At 69.5% G+C, this 21,300-nt stretch carries 23 protein-coding genes, 1 other RNA gene and 1 riboswitch; of the genes, 4 read left to right on the forward strand and 20 right to left on the reverse strand.

What is annotated here, in order from left to right:
- The first annotated feature begins 4 nt into the window (after positions 1-4).
- The 3 genes from cydB to BMY22_RS11590 all read left to right on the forward strand — a co-directional run bounded on the left by cydB (position 5) and on the right by BMY22_RS11590 (position 1,619).
- The gene (cydB, locus tag BMY22_RS11580) at positions 5-1,144 is read left to right on the forward strand and encodes a cytochrome d ubiquinol oxidase subunit II (protein WP_090622098.1); all 1,140 of its coding nucleotides are present in this window, start codon (positions 5-7) and stop codon (positions 1,142-1,144) included.
- 75 nt (positions 1,145-1,219) lie between these two features.
- On the forward strand, positions 1,220-1,336 hold the full coding sequence (cydX, locus tag BMY22_RS11585; protein ID WP_090622100.1) for a cytochrome bd-I oxidase subunit CydX: 117 nt from the start codon (positions 1,220-1,222) through the stop codon (positions 1,334-1,336).
- Entirely contained in the window at positions 1,311-1,619 is a 309-nt protein-coding gene (locus BMY22_RS11590; protein ID WP_090622101.1) for a cyd operon YbgE family protein, read from the forward strand. The genes cydX and BMY22_RS11590 overlap by 26 nt, the downstream gene beginning before the upstream one ends.
- 97 nt (positions 1,620-1,716) lie before the next feature.
- On the opposite strand, the gene recR is transcribed toward BMY22_RS11590, so the two are convergent.
- The 17 genes from recR to BMY22_RS11675 all read right to left on the reverse strand — a co-directional run bounded on the left by recR (position 1,717) and on the right by BMY22_RS11675 (position 18,012).
- Positions 1,717-2,316: a recombination mediator RecR gene (gene recR, locus BMY22_RS11595; protein ID WP_090622103.1), complete on the reverse strand. Its 600-nt coding sequence runs from the start codon at positions 2,314-2,316 to the stop codon at positions 1,717-1,719.
- Between the two features lie 107 nt (positions 2,317-2,423).
- A complete protein-coding gene (locus BMY22_RS11600) occupies positions 2,424-2,750 on the reverse strand; it encodes a YbaB/EbfC family nucleoid-associated protein (RefSeq protein ID WP_090622104.1) in 327 nt (108 codons plus the stop codon).
- Positions 2,751-2,760: 10 nt separating this feature from the next.
- A complete protein-coding gene (dnaX, locus tag BMY22_RS11605) occupies positions 2,761-4,830 on the reverse strand; it encodes a DNA polymerase III subunit gamma/tau (RefSeq protein WP_090622106.1) in 2,070 nt (689 codons plus the stop codon).
- A gap of 160 nt (positions 4,831-4,990) precedes the next feature.
- Positions 4,991-5,087, reverse strand: an RNA gene (ffs, locus tag BMY22_RS11610) — signal recognition particle sRNA small type.
- 235 nt (positions 5,088-5,322) lie between these two features.
- Positions 5,323-6,054 carry an adenosylcobinamide-GDP ribazoletransferase gene (locus BMY22_RS11615; protein ID WP_090622108.1) on the reverse strand — a complete coding sequence of 244 codons (732 nt, stop codon included), beginning with the start codon at positions 6,052-6,054 and terminating at the stop codon, positions 5,323-5,325.
- Positions 6,055-6,056: 2 nt separating this feature from the next.
- Entirely contained in the window at positions 6,057-6,626 is a 570-nt protein-coding gene (gene cobC, locus BMY22_RS11620) for an alpha-ribazole phosphatase family protein (RefSeq protein ID WP_090622110.1), read from the reverse strand.
- Positions 6,623-7,681, reverse strand: a complete 1,059-nt coding sequence (gene cobT, locus BMY22_RS11625; RefSeq protein ID WP_090622111.1) for a nicotinate-nucleotide--dimethylbenzimidazole phosphoribosyltransferase — start codon at positions 7,679-7,681, stop codon at positions 6,623-6,625. The genes cobC and cobT overlap by 4 nt, the downstream gene beginning before the upstream one ends.
- Positions 7,678-8,199: a bifunctional adenosylcobinamide kinase/adenosylcobinamide-phosphate guanylyltransferase gene (gene cobU, locus BMY22_RS11630; protein ID WP_090622113.1), complete on the reverse strand. Its 522-nt coding sequence runs from the start codon at positions 8,197-8,199 to the stop codon at positions 7,678-7,680. The genes cobT and cobU overlap by 4 nt, the downstream gene beginning before the upstream one ends.
- Positions 8,200-8,314: 115 nt before the next feature.
- Entirely contained in the window at positions 8,315-9,766 is a 1,452-nt protein-coding gene (locus tag BMY22_RS11635) for a cobyric acid synthase (RefSeq protein ID WP_090622114.1), read from the reverse strand.
- Positions 9,763-10,761, reverse strand: coding sequence for a threonine-phosphate decarboxylase CobD (gene cobD, locus BMY22_RS11640; protein ID WP_090622116.1), 999 nt, complete (start codon positions 10,759-10,761; stop codon positions 9,763-9,765). The genes BMY22_RS11635 and cobD overlap by 4 nt, the downstream gene beginning before the upstream one ends.
- Positions 10,754-11,662 (reverse strand): adenosylcobinamide-phosphate synthase CbiB, encoded by a 909-nt coding sequence (gene cbiB / locus BMY22_RS11645; protein ID WP_090622117.1) that lies wholly within the window; start codon positions 11,660-11,662, stop codon positions 10,754-10,756. The genes cobD and cbiB overlap by 8 nt, the downstream gene beginning before the upstream one ends.
- The gene (gene bluB, locus BMY22_RS11650; protein ID WP_090622119.1) at positions 11,659-12,309 is read right to left on the reverse strand and encodes a 5,6-dimethylbenzimidazole synthase; all 651 of its coding nucleotides are present in this window, start codon (positions 12,307-12,309) and stop codon (positions 11,659-11,661) included. The genes cbiB and bluB overlap by 4 nt, the downstream gene beginning before the upstream one ends.
- A 27-nt stretch (positions 12,310-12,336) precedes the next feature.
- Positions 12,337-13,629, reverse strand: a complete 1,293-nt coding sequence (locus BMY22_RS11655; protein ID WP_090622120.1) for a cobyrinic acid a,c-diamide synthase CobB — start codon at positions 13,627-13,629, stop codon at positions 12,337-12,339.
- Positions 13,630-13,774: 145 nt separating this feature from the next.
- A complete protein-coding gene (cobO, locus tag BMY22_RS11660; protein ID WP_090622122.1) occupies positions 13,775-14,386 on the reverse strand; it encodes a cob(I)yrinic acid a,c-diamide adenosyltransferase in 612 nt (203 codons plus the stop codon).
- Positions 14,386-14,967 carry a hypothetical protein gene (locus tag BMY22_RS11665; protein ID WP_090622123.1) on the reverse strand — a complete coding sequence of 194 codons (582 nt, stop codon included), beginning with the start codon at positions 14,965-14,967 and terminating at the stop codon, positions 14,386-14,388. Before BMY22_RS11665 ends, cobO begins: the two co-directional genes overlap by 1 nt.
- Before the next feature lie 50 nt (positions 14,968-15,017).
- Complete coding sequence (gene btuB / locus BMY22_RS11670; protein ID WP_090622125.1) at positions 15,018-16,871, reverse strand: TonB-dependent vitamin B12 receptor; 1,854 nt, start codon at positions 16,869-16,871, stop codon at positions 15,018-15,020.
- Positions 16,872-16,968: 97 nt separating this feature from the next.
- A riboswitch (cobalamin riboswitch) is annotated at positions 16,969-17,198 on the reverse strand.
- A gap of 79 nt (positions 17,199-17,277) precedes the next feature.
- Entirely contained in the window at positions 17,278-18,012 is a 735-nt protein-coding gene (locus tag BMY22_RS11675; protein WP_090622126.1) for an SIR2 family NAD-dependent protein deacylase, read from the reverse strand.
- 103 nt (positions 18,013-18,115) lie between these two features.
- Here BMY22_RS11675 and BMY22_RS11680 point away from each other — a divergent pair, with 103 nt between their 5' ends.
- Positions 18,116-18,823 (forward strand): glutamine amidotransferase, encoded by a 708-nt coding sequence (locus BMY22_RS11680; RefSeq protein ID WP_090622128.1) that lies wholly within the window; start codon positions 18,116-18,118, stop codon positions 18,821-18,823.
- A gap of 16 nt (positions 18,824-18,839) precedes the next feature.
- On the opposite strand, the gene BMY22_RS11685 is transcribed toward BMY22_RS11680, so the two are convergent.
- The 3 genes from BMY22_RS11685 to BMY22_RS11695 form a co-directional block, all read right to left on the reverse strand.
- Positions 18,840-19,355, reverse strand: coding sequence for a C40 family peptidase (locus BMY22_RS11685; protein WP_090622130.1), 516 nt, complete (start codon positions 19,353-19,355; stop codon positions 18,840-18,842).
- A 127-nt stretch (positions 19,356-19,482) separates the two neighbouring features.
- A complete protein-coding gene (locus tag BMY22_RS11690; RefSeq protein ID WP_090622131.1) occupies positions 19,483-20,052 on the reverse strand; it encodes a C40 family peptidase in 570 nt (189 codons plus the stop codon).
- A 370-nt stretch (positions 20,053-20,422) separates the two neighbouring features.
- Positions 20,423-21,190: an NAD-dependent deacylase gene (locus BMY22_RS11695; RefSeq protein WP_090622133.1), complete on the reverse strand. Its 768-nt coding sequence runs from the start codon at positions 21,188-21,190 to the stop codon at positions 20,423-20,425.
- Positions 21,191-21,300: the final 110 nt, after the last annotated feature.

The following is a 21,300-nucleotide window of genomic DNA, read 5'->3' on the forward strand; positions in this document are numbered from 1 at the left end:
CGCCATGTTTGATTACGAAACACTAAAATTGATCTGGTGGGGCTTGATCGGTGTGCTGCTGATCGGCTTTGCCCTGACCGACGGCTTCGACATGGGGGCCATGGCGATCATGCCCTTCGTCGCCAAGACCGATAACGAGCGCCGCGTCGCGATCAACACCATTGCTCCCCACTGGGACGGCAACCAGGTGTGGTTCATCACCGCCGGTGGCGCCCTGTTCGCCGCCTGGCCGCTGGTTTACGCCACGGCCTTCTCCGGCATGTACTGGGCCCTGCTGCTGGTGCTCTTCGGTCTGTTCTGCCGCCCTGTGGGTTTCGACTACCGCAGCAAGCTGGAGAACAAGAAGTGGCGCGACATCTGGGACTGGGCGCTGTTCGCTGGTGGCGCTCTGCCGGCCCTGCTGTTCGGGGTGGCGTTCGGCAACCTGTTCCTCGGCCTGCCGTTCCGCTTTGACGAGACGATGCGCTCTCACTTCGAAGGCTCCTTCTTCAGCCTGCTACATCCCTTCGCGCTGCTGGCCGGCGTCGTGAGCCTGAGCATGCTCAGTGCCCACGGCGGTTCCTGGCTGATGCTGCGTACCGAAGGCGAGCTGTACGAGCGTTCGTGCAAGGCTACCCGGCTGTGCGCCATGGTGTTCCTCGGCGGCTTCTTCATCTGCGGCGTCTGGCTGCTGCTGGGCATCGACGGCCTGAACCTGGTCGACAACTTCGATCCCAACGCCGCACTGAATCCGCTGGTCAAGCAGGTCACCCTGGATAACAGCGGCTGGCAGACCAACTACGTGCGCTACCCCCTTACCCAGTTCGCTCCGCTGCTGGGTCTGGTTGGCGGCGCGCTGGCCCTGATGGGTGCGCAGACCAAGCGCAACGGCCTGGCCTTCCTGGGTACCAGCCTGGCGATCGTCGGCGCCATCCTCACCGCAGGCTTCGCCCTGTTCCCGTTCGTGATGCCGTCGGCCATCGACCCGGTCTCCAGCCTGACTGTCTGGGATGCCGTATCCAGCAAGAAAACCCTGGGGATCATGCTGATCGCTGCCATCATCTTCGTGCCGATCATCCTGGGCTACACCCTGTGGTGCTACTGGCACATGTGGGGCAAGCTGAACGACCAAACCATCGAGGCCAACCCGCACGGCCTGTACTGACCGGAACCGGCGCGGACCCTGTCCGCGCCACCCCCAATCGAGATGCCCGTCCCATGGGCGGGCCTAGGAGGTAACATGTGGTACTTCAGTTGGATTCTCGGCATCCTGCTGGCCTGCGGCTTCGGCGTCATCAACGCCCTGTGGCTCGAAACCACCATGAAAATGGATGAGGGTCTGGCGGGTGACGACTGAAAAGCGTCTTCTGCAGCGTTGGCCGCTCCGCACCCTGTCACTGCTGCTGGCCTCGCCCCTCGCGCTGATCCTGCTGATCCATCCCTCGATGATCGTGGATCCCGAGGCCGGCTACAGCCACAGCCTGCTGATGCTGGTGATGCTGGGAATCTCCAGCGGCTTCATCCACGGCGTCGGCTTCGACCCGCGCGGCCTGGTCTGGCGCATCCTCTTCCACCCCGTGGGTGGCTGGGTGCTGATGGGATTGGGTTACGCGGTTCTGCGCAAGGTGCAGATGGGGTGACCCCACCTGGAAGGCCCCGCAAGGGGCCTTCTGCTTTTCTCCTTCGCCCTCCGCACATCCTCCCTCCTGGCAGACAGACCCCACCCAGCGGTCACACTCACAAACTGATCGGCTTGCGCCCGGCCAAAGCGTGGGTCAGGGTACCGCCATCCACCAGCTCCAGCTCGCCGCCCAGCGGCACACCGTGAGCGATGCGGGAAACCGTGACGCCCCTGGGTACCAGAACCTGGGCGATATAGTGAGCGGTGGCTTCGCCCTCCACGGTCGGGTTGGTAGCGATGATCACCTCGTCGAAGGTGCCATGCTCGACCCGCACCAGCAGTTCGGGAATGCCGACGGCCTCAGGGCCGAGACCGTCCAGGGGAGACAAATGCCCCTTGAGCACGAAATAACGGCCGCGGTAGCCGGTCTGTTCGATGGCGAATACGTCCACCGGTCCCTGCACCACGCAGAGCAGGCCATCGTCGCGGCGCGGATCGGCGCACTGCGGACAGAGCTCCTCCTCGCTCAAGGTCCGGCACTGCCGACAATGACCGACGCGCTCCAGCGCCTGGATGAGCGTCTGGGCCAGACGCATCCCACCGCGGCGGTCGCGCTCGAGCAGATGCAGGGCCATGCGCTGGGCGGTCTTCTGCCCTACCCCGGGGAGGATGCGCAGGGCGTCGATGAGTTGGCGGATCAGCGGACTGAAGCTCATGGGTGAGAACCGGAAGAGGTAGACGGCAGGACGGGCCGCCCGCGAGAACGGCCCGTCGGCACGCTCTCCCGCTTGCGGGAGAGGAGCGGGGAAAGCCGGGGAAATGCTCAGAACGGCATCTTGAAGCCCGGCGGCAGGCCCATGCCGGCGGTCATTCCGGCCATCTTGTCCTGATTGTTCTGCTCGATCTTGCGCACCGCATCGTTGACGGCGGCGGCGATCAGATCCTCGAGGACCTCCTTGTCCTCCTGCATCAGGCTGTCGTCCAGGGTAACGCGCCGCACGTCATGGCGACCGGTCATCACCACGCTCACCAGACCGGCGCCGGACTGGCCGGTCACCTCGGCGCTGGCCAGCTCCTCCTGCATCTTCTGCATTTTTTCCTGCATCAGCTGGGCCTGCTTCATCAGGCCGGCCATGCCACCTTTCATCATGGGAGTCACCTCAGGTATTCAAGGGTTCGATGGTACCGTCGCGGATCACCGCGGCGAACTGTTGGATCATCTGCCGAATCAGCGGATCGGCCTGGATGGACGCCTCGGCCTGGCGCTGGCGCTCGGCACGCTGCCGCGCCGCCGCCTGGGCCGGGGTTTCCTGTTCCGGCTTGCGCAATTCGATGTCCAGCTTGAGCGCGCGGCCATGATACTGGTTCAGGGCCTCGTTCAGGCGCCGCTGCTGGGTACCGTTGAACAGCGCAGCCTGCGCCGGGTCCAGATGCAGCAACCAATGGTTGCCCTCGACCCTCGCCAGGGTACAGTTGGCGGCGATGTTGGCGGTCATGCCGGCCAGTCCCAACTGCTGGAAGAGCTCCAGCCATTCGGCTGCAAGGCCGGTGGCCGGCGCCGCCGCCGGTTCGGCCTGGGGCTCGGGTTCAGGCCTCGATGGAGCCGGCACCTCGACGGGAAAGGCCTCGAGATAGGCATAGGCCTCGACATCCACCTCGTCGCCATCCACCTCATAATAGTCATCGTCCGCCGGCGGCGGCTCTTCTGCCACGACCGGCGCGGACGGCCTTTCCGGCGAGCGATCGCCGACCGGAAGTGCCGCAACCTCCCGAGCCGGCGGGCTCTGACGCTCCAGGGCGGTGCTTTCGGGAGCCGTCTCCGCTTCCTCCGGTGCAGGAGCAGCATCAATGCCTCCCACCAGCATCGCCGCGGACTCCGAAACGGGAGTGCCGGCAACCTGCATCGGCTCATCCCAGGGCAGATCGGAAGCCCCGGCCGGCAACGCGGGCAGCTCCTGCGACGGCATCGGCTCGGGCGATGCGCTGACTGCCGACGGAGGAGACATCGCCAGACTTTCGCCCAGCGCCGCACCGGAAGCGGCAGGCGCCACCGTCTGGCCATCCGCCACGGAAGCGGAGGAGGAGTCAGCCGTGGCCGTGCAGACTCCCAAGTCCTTTAGCGGCCTATCCGGCGCTCCACCGGCATCCGCCGGACGAAACGCCAGCATGCGCAGCAGCACCATCTCGAAACCGCCGCGCGGGTCCGGCGCCAGCGGCAGGTCGCGGCGACCGATCAGGCCCATCTGGTAATAGAATTGCACATCCTCGGCCGGCAGCGCCTGCGCGAGCGCCAGCACCCGTTCGCGGTCGCCATTGCCGTTGTCCACCGCTTCCGGCAACGCCTGGGCGATGGCCACCCGGTGCAGCACATTGAGCATCTCCGCCAGCACGCCGCTCCAGTCGGGCCCCTGCTCGGCCAACTGGCGCACCGCCTCCAGCATGGCCCGGGTATCGCCCTCCAGCAGGGACTGCAACACACCATAGACCTGGCCGTGATCGAGGGTGCCGAGCATGGCACGCACATCGGCGGCGAGCACCCTGCCCTCGCCGAAGGCGATGGCCTGGTCGGTCAGACTCATGGCATCGCGCATCGAACCGTCGGCGGCACGGCCGAGCAACCAGAGGGCATCCGCCTCGAAAGGAATGCCCTCCGCGCCGAGCACATGGGTCAGGTGCTCGACCACCCGCTCCGGCGGCATGCTCTTCAGGGCAAATTGCAGACAGCGCGACAGGATGGTCACCGGCAGCTTCTGCGGATCGGTGGTCGCCAGCAGGAACTTGACGTGGGGCGGCGGCTCCTCGAGGGTCTTCAGCAGGGCGTTGAACGAGTGACTGGAGAGCATGTGCACTTCGTCGATCAGGTAGACCTTGAAGCGCCCCCGAGTCGGCGCGTACTGCACGTTGTCGAGCAGCTCGCGGGTGTCCTCCACCTTGGTGCGGCTGGCCGCGTCGACCTCGATGAGATCGACGAAGCGCCCCTCGTCGATCTCCCGGCAGACCGAACACTGCCCGCAGGGCGTCGAGCCGATGCCGGTCTCGCAGTTCAGGCACTTGGCGATGATCCGCGCGATGGTGGTCTTGCCCACCCCGCGGGTGCCGGTGAACAGATAGGCGTGGTGCAACCGCTGGCTGTCGAGGGCGTTGATCAGCGCCTTGAGCACATGGGTCTGGCCGACCATTTCGCGGAACGAGCGCGGACGCCATTTACGTGCAAGAACCTGATAACTCATCGATACCGTCGCAGCAGGAAAGCAGAGAGCGGCAATGCTAGCGGAGCAGGATGCAAATTGCATCCGCCTTGCGGACTCGCGCGGGGCAAGGGCCAGGGGGGAAGCCTGTCCGGCTTTGGGAAAAAGGAAAGAGAGGGGAAAGGCTGGAAACTGGAGGTGATCCCACCAGCCACACCCCGGCACACGATGTCACCGCTACGGCTGCTCCCTTCCGGGCCTGACCGGGTTCACGGCTGATCGTTGCGGGGGGACCGGCAGGACCACCATAACGACACCCGCCAGACGGCGAGCCGCGCCATTGTACCGGCTTGTTCGCAAGTTACAACTGCCGCATGAGCGAAAAGCGTTTGGCGACAGTCACTTGCTGCCACGGGACTGATCGCTTGTACAACCAGCGCCCCACAAGCATCGCTCGCAAGCGGGCGTGTAGCCCTATGGTTGAATCCCTCGGGGTGACGGGGCAAAGGCCTTTTCTCACACACCGGAAATCGATCAGAGCGCCAGCCCCACCAGCACCCCGCACTCCACCAGCTCCAGCAGCGCCCCCGCGGTGTCGCCGGTGGTGCCGCCGAGGCGCGCTAGCAGGCAGTGGCGCAGCCAGAGAAACAGCGCCGCCGCCAGCAATAGCGCCCGAGCGCCGGCACCGCCGAACAGCAGCGGACAGGCCGCCGCCGTGCCCAGCAGCACCCGGCGGGCCGCCTTGCGCGGCAGGTGCTCGGCGAGGGCCTGGCCGAGGCCGCCGGGACGCACGTAGGGGGTGACGAGAAACAGCGCCAGCAGCGCGCCGCGCCCGAGCAGCGGCGCCAGCAGCAGCGCCGCGCCCGCGCCCTCTTCCAGCAATGCCAGCAGCGCGGCGAACTTCAGCAGCAGCACGACGACCAGCACCACCACGGCGATCGGGCCGCTGCGCGGGTCCTTCATGATCGCCAGAGTGCGTTCGCGGTCGCCGAAACCGCCGACCCAGGCGTCGGCGCTGTCGGCCAGGCCATCCAGGTGCAGCGCCCCGCTCAGGCCGACCCAGGCGGCGAGCAGCAGCGCCGCGTGCAGCGGCGCCGGCGCCTCGCCGAGCAGCCCGTGCACAGCAACCAGCAGCAATCCGAGCAATAGCCCCACCAACGGATACCAGAGCAGCGAGCGGCCCAACTGCTCCGGTGCCGGCATGCCGGGCAGGCGGATCGGCAGACGGGTGAGGAACTGCAGGGCGATCAACAGGGGCAGCGGCATCCTCACAGCTCCCGCCAGTCCGGCCCGTCCAGGCGCAGGCGGTGCAGTGCGCCGTGGGCCACCGTCACCTGCAGCAAGTGCTCGCGCGGCAAACCGCGGGCGCGGGCCAGCAGCAGGCGCATCACCCCGCCGTGGGTGACCAGCAGCAGGCGGCGGCCGGCGCAGTCGCGGCGCAGCCGCTCAGCGGCGCCCAGCACCCGCGCCTCGAAGTCAGCCACCGGCTCGCCGTCCGGCGGGGTGAAGGCGTAGGGATCGTCCCAGAAACGCCCGAGTCCCTCGGCGTCGCTGTACATCAACTCGCTGGCGTTGCGGCCTTCCCAAGCGCCGAAGTGCAGCTCGCGCAAGTCTGCCTCCACTTGCAGCGGCAGGCCCTGCGCGGCGGCCAGCTCAATGGCGAAATCGGCGCAGCGGCGCAGCGGCGAGCTGACCAGCCGATCCCAGGGACCGGCTTCGGCCGTCGCCGCCCGCATTTGCGCCCAGCCCGCCGCGGTCAGCGCGTCGTCCAGGCTGCCGCGGAAGCCGCCGCCGCATTCGGTTTCGCCGTGGCGCAGCAGATCGAGATGGAGGGTCATCGGCCAGCATCCGCCACGGCTGCTTCGGCGAAGGTGGCCATCTCGCCGTGCAGCCGGCAGGCCAGTTGCAGCAGCGGTACCGCCAGCGCCGCGCCGCTGCCCTCGCCCAGGCGCAGGCCGAGTTCCAGCAGCGGCTCGGCGCCTAGCGCCTCGAGGACCCGGCGGTGGCCCGGTTCGGCGCCGCAGTGGGCGAACAGCAGCCAGTCGCGGCAGGTGGGATTCAGACGCACGGCGAGCAGCGCCGCCACGCTGCAGATGAAGCCGTCCACCAGCGCCGGCAAGCCCTCCTGGGCGCAGGCCAGGTAGGCCCCGGCCAACGCGGCGATCTCGAAACCGCCGAGGCACCACAGGATCTCCAGCGGCTCGCCGGCCTGCGCGCCGTGCAGCGTCAGGGCACGCTCGATAACCGCAACCTTGCGCGCCACTCCGGCGGTATCCAGCCCGGTGCCGGGTCCGACCAACGCCGTCGCCGGACGGTCCAGCAGGGCGCAGGCCAGGGCGCTGGCCGAACTGGTGTTGGCGATGCCCATCTCGCCGCCGATGTACAGCTGCGCACCGGCTGCCGTCGCGCGCCGCACGCTGTCGCGCCCGGCTTCGAGGGCGTCGCGGCCCTGCTGGGCGCTCATCGCCGGTCCGCGGAGGAAATTCGCCGTGCCGCGCCCCAGGCACAGGCGGCGCACGCCGGCCGGCGGCGGCTCCAGCGGCTCGGCCGTGCCGAGATCGATCAGTTCCAGCTCGGCGCCCAACTGACGGGCCAGCACGCTGATCGCCGCACCGCCGGCGGCGAAGTTGCGCAGCATCTGCCCGGTCACCGCCTGCGGATAGGGCGATACCCCCTCCGCCGCCACGCCGTGGTCGCCGGCGAAGATGGCGATCCACAGACGCTCGACGACCGGCCGCTCGCGGCCCTGCAGTCCGGCCAGGTGGATCGCCAACTGCTCCAGGCGGCCCAGCGAGCCGCGCGGCTTGGTCAGTTGCTGCTGGCGGACGCCGGCCAGGGCGCGGGCCGTCTCGTCCAGCGGTCGGGCGGCAGACTGCCACCAATCGTGGTTCATAGAGGATCTCCCTTGAGGGTCATGGGCAGGCCGGCGACGCAGAACAGCACCCGGGCGCAGCGTTCGGCCAGGGCCTGGTGCAGCCAGCCGGCCTCGTCCACGTAGCGCCGGCTCAGCTCGCCCAGCGGCACCACGCCGAGACCGGTCTCGTTGCTGACCAGGACGATCCGTCCGGGCAATTTCGGCAGGCACTCGAGCAGCGCGACGCGCTCGCGTGCCAGGCGCGCCGGGTCGTCGGCCAGCAGCAGGTTGGTCAGCCACAGGGTCAGGCAGTCGACCAGCAGGCAGCGCTCCGGCCCGGCCTGCTCGCGCAGCACCCGGGCCAGCGCCAGGGGCTCCTCGACCAGCGCCCAACCGGCCGGCCGCCGCTGGCGGTGATGGGCGATACGCGCGGCCATCTCGCCGTCCAGCGCCTGGGCGGTGGCGACGTAGGTCACTTCCAGCCCGGACGCCGCGGCCAGGCGCTCGGCCAGGCGGCTCTTGCCGGAGCGGGCACCGCCGAGGATCAGTTCGTGCATCGTGATGTCTCTCGATTCGTTGTAGGGCGGGTGCAACCTGCCGGGGTCGGTGAGGCCTTTGCCGTGTCTGGCGGGTTGCACCCGCCCTACCGGCTGATCGCCAGCAAGCTGGCTCCTACAAGCCACAAAGTTCGCGCAGCCGCGCCGTGTCCAGATGCGCCTCGACCAGATCGGCCAGGCGCTCGATGTCGCGCTCGCGCAGGGCGTGGTAGTCGGGGGTGACCACCACGTGCAGGCCGGCCCAGCGCAGCAGCGCGCTGCACGCGGCGGGCGACTCGAACAGGCCGTGCAGGTAGGTGCCGAACACCTGGCCGTCCGCGCTGATCGCCCCGTCGCCGCGGCCGTCGTCGAGCCGCACCGCCGGGCGCTCGAGACCGGCGCCACGGCTGACGCCGGCATGGATCTCGTAGCCGCTGACCTCCGCGTTCTCCAGCGCCAGCCGGCCGCGCACGTTGCGCAGCTGCTTGTCGGCCTCCAGCACGGTGTCCAGCTCCAGCAGGCCGAGGCCCCGGCTGGAACCTGGCGCGCCCTCCAGCCCCAGCGGGTCGGCGATCTCGCTGCCGAGCATCTGCAGTCCGCCGCAGATGCCGAGCACCCTGCCGCCGTAGCGCAGGTGACGGCGGATCGCCGCCTCCCAGCCCTGCTCGCGCAGATGGGCCAGGTCGGCGCGCACGCTCTTCGAGCCGGGCAGCACGAGCAGGTCGGCCGGCGGAATGCGCTGGCCGGGGCCGACGAAGGCCAGTTCCACCTGCGGATGCAGGCGCAGCGGGTCGAAGTCGGTGTGGTTGCTGATCCGCGGCAGCACCGGCACCACCACCTTCAGGCGCTCGCCGGTCTTGGCCACCTGGCGGGCGTCGATGGCGTCCTCGGCCTCCAGGTGCAGGTCGTGCAGGTAGGGCAGCACACCCAGCACCGGCTTGCCGGTGTGCGCCTGAAGCCAGTCGAGGCCCGGCTGCAGCAGGGCGATGTCGCCGCGGAAGCGGTTGATCACGAAGCCCTGCACCCGCGCCTGCTCACTGGCCGAGAGCAGCGCCAGGGTGCCGACCAGATGGGCGAACACCCCGCCCCGGTCGATGTCGGCGATCAGGATCACCGGGCAGTCGACCGCCTCGGCGAAGCCCATGTTGGCGATGTCGTTGGCGCGCAGGTTGATCTCCGCCGGCGAACCGGCGCCCTCGACCATCACCACGGCGTACTGCGCGGCGAGGCGCCGGTGCGAGACGAGCACCGCCTCGCGGGCCACACGCTTGTAATCGTGATAGGCGGCGGCGTCCATGCAGGTGACGGCGCGGCCGTGGACGATCACCTGGGCGCCGGTGTCGGTATTGGGCTTGAGCAGCACCGGGTTCATGTCGGTGTGCGGCGCGAGCCCTGCCGCCTGCGCCTGCACCGCCTGGGCGCGGCCGATCTCGCCGCCATCAGCGGTGACGGCGCTGTTCAGCGCCATGTTCTGCGGCTTGAACGGCGCCACCGCCACGCCCTGGCGCGCCAGCCAGCGGCACAGCGCGGTCACCAGAGTGCTCTTGCCGGCATCGGAGGTGGTGCCCTGCACCATCAGGGTAGTCATGCGGATTCCTTCTGATAGTCGTCCAATGCCCGGGCCAGCCGCTGCCAGCCGGCCTCGTCCGCCGGCAGGCCGAAGCGCAGGCTGGCGGGCTGATCGAAGCGCCGCACGAGAATGCCGCGGCGGGCAAGAAAGTCGTGCCACTGCACCGCGGCGGGCGTGCAGACCCATTGGAACAGCGCAGTGCCGCCGGCTGGGGGCAAGCCCTGCATATGTAACAGCTCGGCCAGCCGCTCTCCTGCCGCCTGCAACTCACGGGCACGTCGTTCGCGCGCCGCGCCACTGGCCGGCCCCAGTGCCTGCAGGCCCAGTACCCGCGCCGGGCCGCCGACCGTCCAGGGCCCGAGGCGCCCGTGCAGGCGCGCCAGCAGCGCCGCCTCGGCCAGCACGAAGCCCAGGCGGATGCCGGCCAGGCCGAAGAACTTGCCGAACGAGCGCAGCACGATCAGCCCCGGCCGCTGGCTGTAAGCCGCCAGGCTGTAGTCGGGCGTGCAGTCCATGAAGGCCTCGTCGACCAGCAGGCAACCGCCGCGCTGTTCGAGCCGAGCCTGCCAGTCGAGCAGTTGGCCGGGCTCGAACCGCTCGCCGGTGGGGTTATTGGGATTGGCCAGCACCAGCACGTCGAGCGTATCGAGCTGCGCCTCGATGTCTCCGGCGACCAGGCGGACCAGCCGGTGACCGGCCCGTTGCCAGGCCTGGGCGTGCTCGGCATAGCTCGGCTCCAGCACGCCGATCCGCCCCGGTGCGAACAGTTGGGGCAGCGCCTGGATCGCCGCCTGGCTGCCAGCCACCGGCAACGCCTGGGCGGCGCCGTAGCAGGCGCAGGCGGCCTCGGCCAGACCGTCGTCGTCCTCCGGCAGACGCGCCCAGGCATCGAGCGGGATGGATGGCACGGGCCAGGGCTCGGGGGCGAGGCCGGTGGACAGGTCGAGCCAGTCGCTCAGGGGAATGCCGTAGCGCTGCGCCGCGGCACGCAGCCGGCCGCCGTGCTCAAGCATGCAGCCAGCCTCCGAGCAGGATCAGCGCCAGCCAGAGCAGCACGCCGCGCTGGAGCAGGCGCCAGGCCGCGGCGATGGTCCCGGCATCGGCCGGGCCGCCGGCACCGAGGGTCGGGCGCTCGTGCCGCGCGCCGTGGTAGACCGCCGCGCCGCCCAGCTCGACGCCCAGCGAGCCGGCGCCAGCGGCCATCACCGGGCCAGCATTGGGGCTGTCCCACAGCGGCGCCTGGTGGCGCCAGCAGGCCAGGGCGAGGCGCGTCTTGCCGAGCAACGCGTAGGTCAGCGCTACGAGGCGCGCCGGAACATAGTTGAGGACATCGTCGATCCGCGCCGCGGCCCAGCCGAAGCGCTCGAAGCGCGGCGTGCGGTAGCCCCACATGGCGTCCAGGGTGTTGGCCAGCCGGTGCAGCACCACCCCCGGCGCGCCGGCCACGACGAACCAGAACAACGTGGCGAACACCGCGTCGCTGCCGTTCTCCAGCAGCGACTCGCTGGCGGCGCGGGCCACGCCGCCAGCATCCAGCGCCGAAGTGTCGCGACTGACCACCCGACCCACGCCACGGCGCGCCGCCGCCAGATCGCCGCGCTGCAGCGCCTCCAGCACCGGCCGGGCGTGTTCGCCCAGGCTGCGCAGGCCGAGCGCGGCGTAGAGGGCAAGGATCGCCAGCAGCTCGCCGACCAGTGGCAGTTGTGCCAGCAGGCCGGCGAGCAGGGTCGGGGGCAACACCGCCAGGGCCCAGGCGAGCAGACCGTCGAGGCGCCCGCCGCGCCCCGCCGCATTGAAGCGCGCCTCCAGGGCAGCGGCCAGCCGGCCGAAGCCGACCAGCGGATGGAAACGCCGCGGCTCGCCGAGGACCGCATCCAGCGCCACGCCGGCGAGCAGGCTCAGTCCCAGGCTCACGGACGCACCCCCCAGCGGTTCTCGAAGAGCAGCTCGGCCAAAGGCTTCTCCTCGGCCCAGCCCTGCTCGACCAGCATCGGCCGCGAGTAGAAGCCCTCCACCGGGCCGAGACAGAGCAGCGCCACCGGCTCGGCGCCGGCCGGCAGGCCGAGCAGCTCGCCGAGCGCCCGCGGCTCGAACAGCGACACCCAGCCCATGCCCAAGCCTTCGGCACGGGCGGCCAGCCAGAGGTTCTGGATGGCGCAGGACAACGAGGCCAGGTCCATCTGCGGCAGGGTGCGGCGGCCGAAGACGTGCGCCTCGCGGCCGTCCATCAGCGCGCCGACCAGCAGTTCGGCGCAGTCGCCGATGCCCTCGACCTTCAGGCGCATGAACTCGTCGGCGCGCTCGCCGAGGGCTTCGGCGGTGCACAGCCGCTCGGCCTCCACCAGATCCTTGATGTGCCGGCGCAGCTCCGAATCGGTGATGCGGATGAAGCGCCAGGGCTGCATCAGGCCGACGCTCGGCGCCTGGTGGGCGGCGTTGAGCAGCCGCGCCAGCAGCTCCGGCGCCACGCTGCCGGCGCTGAAATGGCGCATGTCGCGGCGTTCGGCGATGGCGCGGTAGACCGCGGCGCGCTCGGCGTCGCTGAAGGCGTGGGGGTTCATCGCAATTCCTGTGGGTTCACCCGCACCTCAGGGTCGCAGCAGCGCGGCGGCCGCCTGCGGCGCCGAGGGCAGATAGAAGTGGATGTAGCTGGCGGTCAGCCGGCCGCGACGGTAGACCGCCTCGGCGGTGCGCCGGTAGTTGGGGCATTCGCCGTGGGCGATAGGCGTCAGCGCGCAGGCCATCGTGGAATGGTGGTAGCTGTGCCCGCGCAGGCGCGCGCCGTCCAGCTCGACCTCCTGCAGCGCCAGGGCGGCCAGCTTCGGCTGCATCCAGGCCTCGCCGGGCAGCAGGCCGAGCATAGCCTCGCGCCGGCCGTCCAAGTCGGTCAGGGCATCGAGCAGGTAGAGCATGCCGCCGCACTCGGCGAGGATCGGCTTGCCGGCCTCGTGGTGGGCGCAGATCGCCGCGCGCAGCGGCGCGTTGCCGGCCAGCCGGTCCAGATGCAGTTCGGGATAGCCGCCCGGCAGGTAGAGGCTGTCGACCGCCGGCAGCGCGGCATCGGCCAGCGGCGAGAAGAACGCCAGCTCGGCGCCGAGCCGTTCGAGCAGCTCCAGGTTGGCCTGGTAGAGGAAAGCGAAGGCGGCGTCGCGCGCCACGCCGATGCGCACCCCGGCGAGCAGCGGCTCGGGCGCCGCCTGTGCGGGCGCGGCGAAGGCCAGCGACGGCGGCAGGTCGGTGCCGGCGCTGGCGGCCAGGGCCTCGGCGGCGGCGTCCAGGCGGGCGTCGAGATCGGCCAGCTCGCCGGCCTGGACCAGCCCCAGGTGGCGGCTCGGCAACTCAATGTCGGCGCTGCGCGGCAGCGCGCCGTACCAGGGCAGATGCGCCGGCAGGCTGTCGCGGAGGATCTCGCCGTGGCGGGCGCTGCCGACCCGGTTGGCCAGCACCCCGGCGAACGGCAGGTCGGCCTGGAAGGTGGCCAGGCCGTGGGCAACGGCGGCGAAAGTCTGCGCCATGGCCGCGGCGTCGATCACCGCCAGCACCGGCACGCCGAAGCGCCGCGCCAGGTCGGCGGCGGACGGCGCACCGTCGAACAGGCCCATCACCCCCTCGACGAGGATCAGGTCGGCCTCCCCGGCCGCCTCCCAGAGCAGGCGCCGCGACTCGGCCTCGCCGACCATCCACAGGTCGAGCGGGTGGACCGGCGCGCCGCAGGCGCGGGCGAGGATCATCGGGTCGAGAAAGTCCGGGCCGCACTTGAACACCCGCACGCGCCGGCCCCGGCGGACGTGATGGCGGGCCAGGGCGGCAGTGACGGTGGTCTTGCCCTGGCCGGAAGCCGGGGCGGCGATCAGCAGGGCCGGACAGCGGCGCTCGTTCATCGGCGCCTCCCGACGTTCGGGATCGCGAACGAATCCGCGCCTGCCTGGCGTAGGGCGGGTGAAACCCGCCGGGTTCGGTGGGGTCTTCGCCATATCTGGCCGGTTTCACCCGCCCTACGCGAGCCATATACATCCACTCGCCGCATCAGAACTCGATCCCCTTCTGCGCCTTCACCCCGGCCTGGAAGGCGTGCTTGACCAGGGTCATCTCGGTCACCGTGTCGGCCGCCTCGATCAGTCCGGGCGGGGCGCCGCGGCCGGTGACCACCACATGCTGGTGCAGCGGCCGCGCCTGGATGTCGGCGAGCAGCGGCGCAAGCTCCAGGTAGCCGTACTTCAGGGCGATGTTCAGCTCGTCGAGCAGCACCAGGCCGATCGACGGATCGTCGAGCAGTTCGCGGGCCACCGCCCAGGCCTCGCAGGCCTTGTCGATGTCGCGCTGGCGGTCCTGGGTTTCCCAGGTGAAGCCCTCGCCCATCACGTAATAGCGCACCTGCTCGGGAAAGCGCCGGAAGAAGGCCTCCTCGCCGGTGCTGGCGGCACCCTTGATGAACTGCACCACGCCGACCCGCAGGCCATGGCCGAGGGCACGGGCAGCCATGCCGAAGGCGGCGCTGCTCTTGCCCTTGCCGTTGCCGGTGTGCACCAGCAGCAGGCCGTGCTCGTCGGTGGCCTGGGCGATCTTCCCGTCGACCACCGCCTTCTTGCGCTGCATGCGCGCCTTGTGGCGGGCGTCCCGCTCCGGCGACTCGCCCATCAGCGGGTTTCCGACGAGCGCAGCGCCTTGAGACGGGCACCGAAGCCGGCGTAGAGCACGGCGGCGAGGCCCACGTAGAGCGCCAGGCTACCCAGGTAGCGCGGGTAGTAGGTCAGCACGCGCTGCACGAAATCGGCGAACGTCGGCTCCGGATAGCGGCCGGAGAAGAAGTAGAAGCCGCCGCCGGAGAACAGGTAGCAGACGAAGGCGCTGAAGACCACCGCCAGGCCGAGCACGGCCAGGCTGTCCAGCCGGTCCAGGCTGTCGCGCTGCAGGACGGCGAAGATCCGCCCGCCCAGCCACAGCGAGCCGTAGGCTGGGAGCAACAGCCAGTAGGCCGGCGACACGCACCAGTCGCTCACGCCCATCCAGCCGGTGGCGACGAGGTCGAGCAGCGAGGCTTCGAGGAACAGCGCCGGGAACACCCAGCGCGGGCTCAGCAGGGCGCCGGCGAGGAAGAACACCGCCCAGGAGGCGCTCGGTAGATTGAGGGTGGCGAAGTGCTGGCCACGGGTCATGACCATCAGCAGGGCCAGCGCCACGCCGGCGACCAGCTGGCTGCGGGGGGACAGGTTGAGCATGCTGCGTTCTCCTTCTTCTGGGGGATTCCGGCCCGCCGGCCGGCGGCGCCTTACAGCGCCTGATAGCGGACGGTGAAGTACACCGCCTGCCCCGGCTGGTTGTAGCCCAGGGCGGTTTCGTAATCGGCGTTCAGCAGGTTGGCGACGCGCCCCTGCAGACGCCACTCGGGGGTGATACGGTATTCGCCGCGCAGGTCCAGGGTGGCATAGCCGGACAGCTCGTTGTCGTTGGCCACGTCGTCGTAGCGCTGGCCTTCGGCGTGCAGCGTGGCTCCGACGGCGAAATCGCCGATGTTCCGGTCCAGGTCCAGGTTGAACATCTGCGAGGCACGGCGCGGCAGCTCGTTGCCGTGGTTGGCGCCCGAACCGCTGTTCTCCGGCTCAAGCAGACTGTAGTTGGCGCTCCAGTCCCAGCCGAACGAGCGACTGCCGACTTCCAGTTCCAGGCCGCGGATACGTGCCTCGTCGAGGTTCGCCGGCCCCTGGATGGAAGAATCGTAGACGATCAGATCCTTCACCTTGGTGCGATAGGCGTTCAGCGACCAGTGACCCCAGCCATGCACGCCGGACAGCCCGAACTCCAGGCTGCGGGAGGTTTCCTCCTTGAGGTCGGGGTTGCCGTAGAACGGATAGTACAGCTCATTGAAGGTCGGTGCCTTGAAGGCACTGCCGTAACTGACCGTGGCGCGCAGGGCGTCGGTCAGGGCGTAGCCGTAGGCGATGTTGCCGGTCTCGTGCTGGCCGAACTGCTCGTTGTTGTCGCGGCGCAGGGATACCTGCCAGTCGTGGCGGCCGTATCCGCCGAGGTACTGGATGAAGGCGCCGTTGTTCTCGCGGGAATCCTCGTCGTAATCGGTGGTGCCGTTGGCCTCCTCGCGCTGGTAGTCGACCCCCAGGGTGAGGGTATGACCTTCGGCCAGGGTCAGGTCGTTCTGCCAGCTGGCGCTGTCGCGGCGGCTGTCGAAACGCGAGTAGAAACTGCCGTCCTGGTAGGTGTCGGACTTGTCCTCGTTGCGCCCGGCCTGCAGGGTGACCTGCCAGAAGCCCAGCGGGCTGAAGCGGGCGCGACCGCTGACCACGTTCTGCTCGCCATGGGCGTGGGCGGAGAAGCCTGTGGTGCGCCGGCTATTCACCTGGTCGTACTGGTTGCGCGACTTGGCGCGCAGGAAAGTGCCCTCCAGCTCGAGGCCGCTGTCGAAGCGCCAGCCGGCGCGCAGCGAGGCGGAATGGTTGCGGTAGCCGTCGGCGTCGCTCTCGTAGCCGCTGGTCCCATGGCTCTTCACGTTGATGCCGTCGGTGTCCAGGCCGCTCAGGGCCAGGCTGTACCAGCCGTGGGCGTTGCCGCCGGAAACCCCGGCGCTGCCGGTGTAGGTGTCGTGGGTGCCGTAACCGGCGGAGAAGAACGGCTTGGGCGCGCCGTCGCCGCCCTTGCGGGTGAAGATCTGGATCACCCCGCCGATGGCTTCCGAGCCGTACAGGCTGGAGCGCGGCCCGCGGACCACCTCGATGCGCTCGATCATCTCCACCGGCAGGTCCTGCCAGGCAGCGGTGCCGGTGGTCACCGAGCCGACCCGCACGCCGTCGATCAGCACCAGCACATGGTCGGACTCGGTGCCGCGCAGGTAGACGGAAGTGGTCTTGCCCGGCCCGCCGTTGTTGGCGATAGACACCCCCGGCAGCCGCTTGAGCAGCTCCGGCACCGATTGCGCCTGGCTGCGCTCGATGTCGTCGCGTTCGATCAGGCTCACTGCGGCGAGGCTGTCGCGCAGGGTCTGGGCGTTGCGTGCGGCGGTCACCACCATTTCGTCGAGGGCAAGGGTGTCGTCGGCCGCCTGGGCCGGGGAAAGGGAAAAGAGGCCCAGCAGCGCGGACGCCGCCGGCCCGAAACTGGGCTTGCGAATCAAGGTTGGTTCTCCGCCGCGCCACCCGCACGACCTGAAAGCTGCGAAAGCGGGCAGAAAATCGGACAGGCAGCGAACCTGCCTGCAACGCCCTCCGCGCCGCCATGGAACGCGACAGGCCGGTCTCCGGACTCACGAGCGAAGCGCCATGCGGCGGCTTCCGAAACCACGCCTTCCCGTGCCCGTGGGGCACAGTGGCCTTACTGCGGTTTCGCGACTCGTCTACCGTTGCGGGGGCAGCGCCGGCCTTGCGCCGCGAATCGTCGCGGCACGCACCGGCTTCCCTGTTTCACCTTTCGTGAGAAAGGCACCTGAAGCGAGGCGCGCAGGGTAGTGGAAACGCCGGCCGGGCACAATGAAACGGATTGTCCAGCATCATGAGATCCGCTCATGCTGCGAAAGCCGGCGCTCAGTCCTCCAGCGCGGCCAGCAACTGCGGCAGGACGCTGCCGGCCGGGCCGTGCAGGCAGAGGTCGGCATGCCGGCTGAGCGGGGTCGGCTGCGGATTGATCTCGACCACGAAGGCGCCGCGGCGCTTGGCCGAAAACGGCAGCTCGGCGGCCGGATAGACCAGGCTGGAGGTGCCGACGCTAAAAAACAGCTCGGCCTGCAGGCCGGCCTCGCTCGCCCGGGCCAGCACTTCGCCCGGCAGGTTCTCGCCGAACCAGACCACCGCCGGACGCAGCAGTCCGCCGCAGGCGCAGTGCGGCAGGCTGTCGAGGTTTTCCGGCCAGTCGCCGCCGTCGGCCTCGCAGCGGAAACACTTCAGCCGGTGGAGGTTGCCGTGCAGCTCCAGCGGAGCCGGGCTGCCGGCGCGCTGGTGCAGGCCGTCGACGTTCTGGGTGATCAGCGTGACCCCGGGCAACCGCCGCTCCAACTCGGCGATGGCCCGGTGCGCCGGGTTCGGTTCGGCGGCCAGGCACTTCTCGCGGCGCCAAGCATACCATTCCCAGACGGTACGCGGATCGGCGCGAAAACCCTCGGGGCTGGCCAGCTCTTCCGGGCGATAGCGTGCCCAAAGTCCGGTCTGGGCGTCGCGGAAGGTCGGGATGCCGCTCTCGGCGGACACCCCGGCGCCGGTGAAGAACACCACGCGGGCGGCGTTGCGCAGGCGGCGGGCGAGATCGGCAATAGCATCGTGCATGCTTGGGCTCCTGTTGCAGGGATGACTGGCGAGCGGGCCTCGACAGCCATCGAGCCCATCGCATAGGGTGCCTTCTTACACCATAACCAGGATCGATACAGGCATGAAAACCGTCATCGCCATTCGCCACGTCGCCTTCGAGGATCTCGGCGTCTTCGCGCCCGTGCTGGAAGAACTGGGCTACCAGATCCGCTATGCCGATCCCGGCATCCTGGACGCCGGCGAGCTGGCCGCGCTGGACGTGGAGGCGGCCGACCTTCTGGTGGTCCTCGGCGCGCCCATCGGCGCCTACGACGAGGCCACCTATCCCTTCCTGCTGGCGGAGCTGGAGCTGCTCGCCCGGCGGCTGCGCAGCGGCAAGCCGCTGCTCGGCATCTGCCTGGGCGCCCAGCTGATCGCCCGCGCTCTCGGTGCCAAGGTCGCGCCGATGGGCGTCAAGGAAATCGGCTTCGGCAGCCTGCAACTGACCGCGGAGGGCGCGGCCGGCTGTCTAGGCCGGCTGGGCGACCACGGCAGCGTGCTGCACTGGCATGGCGACATGTTCGAGCTGCCGCCGGGCGCCACCCTCCTCGCCCGCACCGAGATCTGCCCGAACCAGGCATTCATGCTCGGCAAGTCCGTGCTGGGCCTGCAGTTTCATCTCGAAGCCGACCCCGCCCGGATCGAGCAGTGGCTGATCGGCCATGCGGCGGAACTCTCCGCCAGCGGGATCGATCCGGTAGCGATCCGCCAGCAGGCGAAAGAGGTGGGAGCAGAGCTGCGCCAGCGCGGACAGCAGGTCCTGCGCGACTGGCTCGCCGGGCTGGCCTGACGACGGGCTCGAGCGGTCAGGGCCGGTGCGCCAGCGGGACCGCGCGCAGTACCCGCCGGGCACCCAGATAGCGGCCCTGCCAGTAGCCGTCGGCCAGCCGATCCAGGCGCACCGTGCCGCCGGTGGAGGGCGCATGCACGAAGCGCCCCTCGCCTACGTAAATGCCGGCATGGCTGACCCGGCCGCTGCCGTCGGTGGCGAAGAACACCAAGTCGCCGCTGTGCAGGGCCTCGGGCGGCACGCTGACAGCTCCCATGGCAATCATCTCGCGGGTCGAACGCGGCAGGTGGATGCCCGCCGCCTCGCGGTAGACATAGCCGATCAGCCCGCTGCAGTCGAAGCCGGAATCCGGGGTGTTGCCGCCCCAGCGATAGGGTGTGCCGACCAACCCAAGGGCGCGGACCAGCACGTCCTCCGCCGCCGGCGAGGACATGCCGGTATCGCGCGGGACGGGGGGCGTGGGGGAGCGGGCGGAGCAGGCCGCGAGCAGTACGACGAGAAGGACCAGGGCGAGACGGGCCTGAGCGGGCATGGGCGACAGTCCGGTTGTCGAATCGCTCTACTCTGCCGCCCCGACGGCAACCGCGCAAGCCGGCCATCCCCGACAATAAAAAGCCCGATCGCGTTGCCGGGATCGGGCCTTGTCGGAGCCGATGGACTCACTCGTCGTGGGACGCCATCACCAGGGCACGCTTGGCCTGCAGGTAACTGGAACTCCAGTAGTCGTCGTTCAGGTTGTCCACTCGCACACCACCGCTGCGGCGGCTGGCCGAGTGGAGGAACTGGCCGTCGCCGATGTAGACGCCGACGTGGCTGACCCGGCCGCGGCCGCGGTTGTTGAAGAAGATCAGATCGCCGGCCGCCAGCTCGTTGCGAGCCACGCGGGGGGCGTCGAGGGAAATCATCTCGCGGGTCGAACGCGGCAGCTTGATGCCCACCTCTTCGCGGAACAGGTAGCCGATGAAGCCGCTGCAGTCGAAACCGGTGGCCTCGGAGTTGCCACCGTAGCGGTAGGGCGTGCCGAGCAGACCGAAACCGCGCATCAGGATGCTGCCGGCCATCGCCGGGAGACGGTAGCCGCCGTTCAGCGCTGCCAGATCCTCGCGGCTGGGCTCCTGGGCCAGGGATACCCGCTGCGGGACAGACAGATTCTGCGGTACCTGCCCTGCACAGCCGGTCAGAAAGACGGCAATGGCCAGCGGTACGAAGGTTGCGAGACGATTCAGCATGGGCAAACGCTTGTCTAAAAGTCTAATGGCGGGGCAAATATGCCTGTGACGAGAGTGATTTACAAACTCTTCCTGTGCGGATTGTGACAAAAGAGACGTTCCCGGCTGCTCGTCGCGCGGAAAATGTCGCATTCCAGACATTGCCCGGAAATACCCACAAAATCGCCGCAACCCAGCACTTCCGCGGGCTACAGCCTGGCACCAGGACTCATCCCAGCCTTCGTACGGGGCCGGCGGTCGCTGTCGATACGGATTCCCCCTGCGACAACCCGTCGCAAACGAATTGTCTTCCTCGGCCGCCCCTTCGATACGCCGGAGCGGCCTTGATCCAGACGCTCCCGTCGGCTCCCGGACAAGGCCGAGAGAGGGATCAGGGTCGGGAAAGGTGAGCCAGTAATGATGGAAATACATGCGATGCCCTCCTTGGCAGATGGATATCCACGATGTCGCTGAGATCGGTCCGTTGCGGATTGATTTCCGCGGTGAAGCCACCGGCCTGCCAGGTGCACAGGACCGGCTCGACGATATAGGGGAAGCTCGCCGTGGTGCCCACCGCCAGCACCGCGTCGAAGCCCCGGGCGAGCTGTTCAGAGAGGATCTGGCAGGCCTGCACGGGGAGCATTTCCTCGAACAGCACCACCGGCGGACGGAGCACCCCGCCGCACCGCACACAGCGCGGCGGCAGCGGCCGCTCCAGGTGTTCGGCCAGGGCGTCGCCGCGCGTCCCGCAGACCTGGCAATACAGCGGCGACAGCTCGCCGTGGATCTCGATCAGCCGCTCCGGCGGCGAACCGGCCGCACGGTGATAGCCGTCGATGTTCTGGGTCAGCACCCAGCAGCCGGGCTTGAGCCGCTGCAACTCGGCGATGGCCTCATGGCCGGCGTTGGGTCGGGCCGCCAGGCAGGCCCGACCCAGCTCGGCGAGGTACTTCCAGCAAAGTGCCGGGTCGCGGCGCAGCATGCTGGCAGACAGCGCCGCCTCGATCGGCAGGCCTTCCGCCGTGCGGCCGTTGTAGAGGCCGCCGAGGCCGCGATAGGTGGGCAAGCCGGAGTCGGCGGAAAGCCCGGCCCCGCTGATGATCAGGATGCGCTCGGCCCGCCGCAGTGCCTCGGCGATCCGCTCGACGGCGTCTTCCATGAATCCTCCCTCGGACGGAACACGCTCCCTGTCCGCCTTTGTAAATCACACGATTTGTTAGTGAAGACCATGCTGCACCGAATGGAAAAGGCCGCCGGTCGCCTTTCTCG

The organism is Azotobacter beijerinckii (assembly GCF_900110885.1).
Lineage (GTDB): Bacteria > Pseudomonadota > Gammaproteobacteria > Pseudomonadales > Pseudomonadaceae > Azotobacter > Azotobacter beijerinckii.

Excerpts from the sequence above, each read along its gene's own strand:
- BMY22_RS11655 (WP_090622120.1), bottom strand. The coding sequence starts at position 13,629 with ATGAACGAGCGCCGCTGTCCGGCCCTGCTGATCGCCGCCCCGGCTTCC.
- dnaX (WP_090622106.1), bottom strand. The coding sequence starts at position 4,830 with ATGAGTTATCAGGTTCTTGCACGTAAATGGCGTCCGCGCTCGTTCCGC.
- recR (WP_090622103.1), bottom strand. The coding sequence starts at position 2,316 with ATGAGCTTCAGTCCGCTGATCCGCCAACTCATCGACGCCCTGCGCATC.
- cobC (WP_090622110.1), bottom strand. The coding sequence starts at position 6,626 with ATGACCCTCCATCTCGATCTGCTGCGCCACGGCGAAACCGAATGCGGC.
- cydX (WP_090622100.1), top strand. The coding sequence starts at position 1,220 with ATGTGGTACTTCAGTTGGATTCTCGGCATCCTGCTGGCCTGCGGCTTC.
- BMY22_RS11600 (WP_090622104.1), bottom strand. The coding sequence starts at position 2,750 with ATGATGAAAGGTGGCATGGCCGGCCTGATGAAGCAGGCCCAGCTGATG.
- BMY22_RS11590 (WP_090622101.1), top strand. The coding sequence starts at position 1,311 with ATGAGGGTCTGGCGGGTGACGACTGAAAAGCGTCTTCTGCAGCGTTGG.
- cobU (WP_090622113.1), bottom strand. The coding sequence starts at position 8,199 with ATGCACGAACTGATCCTCGGCGGTGCCCGCTCCGGCAAGAGCCGCCTG.
- BMY22_RS11635 (WP_090622114.1), bottom strand. The coding sequence starts at position 9,766 with ATGACTACCCTGATGGTGCAGGGCACCACCTCCGATGCCGGCAAGAGC.
- BMY22_RS11615 (WP_090622108.1), bottom strand. The coding sequence starts at position 6,054 with ATGCCGCTGCCCCTGTTGATCGCCCTGCAGTTCCTCACCCGTCTGCCG.
- cobO (WP_090622122.1), bottom strand. The coding sequence starts at position 14,386 with ATGGGCGAGTCGCCGGAGCGGGACGCCCGCCACAAGGCGCGCATGCAG.
- BMY22_RS11690 (WP_090622131.1), bottom strand. The coding sequence starts at position 20,052 with ATGCTGAATCGTCTCGCAACCTTCGTACCGCTGGCCATTGCCGTCTTT.
- BMY22_RS11695 (WP_090622133.1), bottom strand. The coding sequence starts at position 21,190 with ATGGAAGACGCCGTCGAGCGGATCGCCGAGGCACTGCGGCGGGCCGAG.
- BMY22_RS11675 (WP_090622126.1), bottom strand. The coding sequence starts at position 18,012 with ATGCACGATGCTATTGCCGATCTCGCCCGCCGCCTGCGCAACGCCGCC.
- bluB (WP_090622119.1), bottom strand. The coding sequence starts at position 12,309 with ATGAACCCCCACGCCTTCAGCGACGCCGAGCGCGCCGCGGTCTACCGC.
- BMY22_RS11685 (WP_090622130.1), bottom strand. The coding sequence starts at position 19,355 with ATGCCCGCTCAGGCCCGTCTCGCCCTGGTCCTTCTCGTCGTACTGCTC.
- BMY22_RS11680 (WP_090622128.1), top strand. The coding sequence starts at position 18,116 with ATGAAAACCGTCATCGCCATTCGCCACGTCGCCTTCGAGGATCTCGGC.
- BMY22_RS11665 (WP_090622123.1), bottom strand. The coding sequence starts at position 14,967 with ATGCTCAACCTGTCCCCCCGCAGCCAGCTGGTCGCCGGCGTGGCGCTG.
- cobD (WP_090622116.1), bottom strand. The coding sequence starts at position 10,761 with ATGCTTGAGCACGGCGGCCGGCTGCGTGCCGCGGCGCAGCGCTACGGC.
- cobT (WP_090622111.1), bottom strand. The coding sequence starts at position 7,681 with ATGAACCACGATTGGTGGCAGTCTGCCGCCCGACCGCTGGACGAGACG.
- cydB (WP_090622098.1), top strand. The coding sequence starts at position 5 with ATGTTTGATTACGAAACACTAAAATTGATCTGGTGGGGCTTGATCGGT.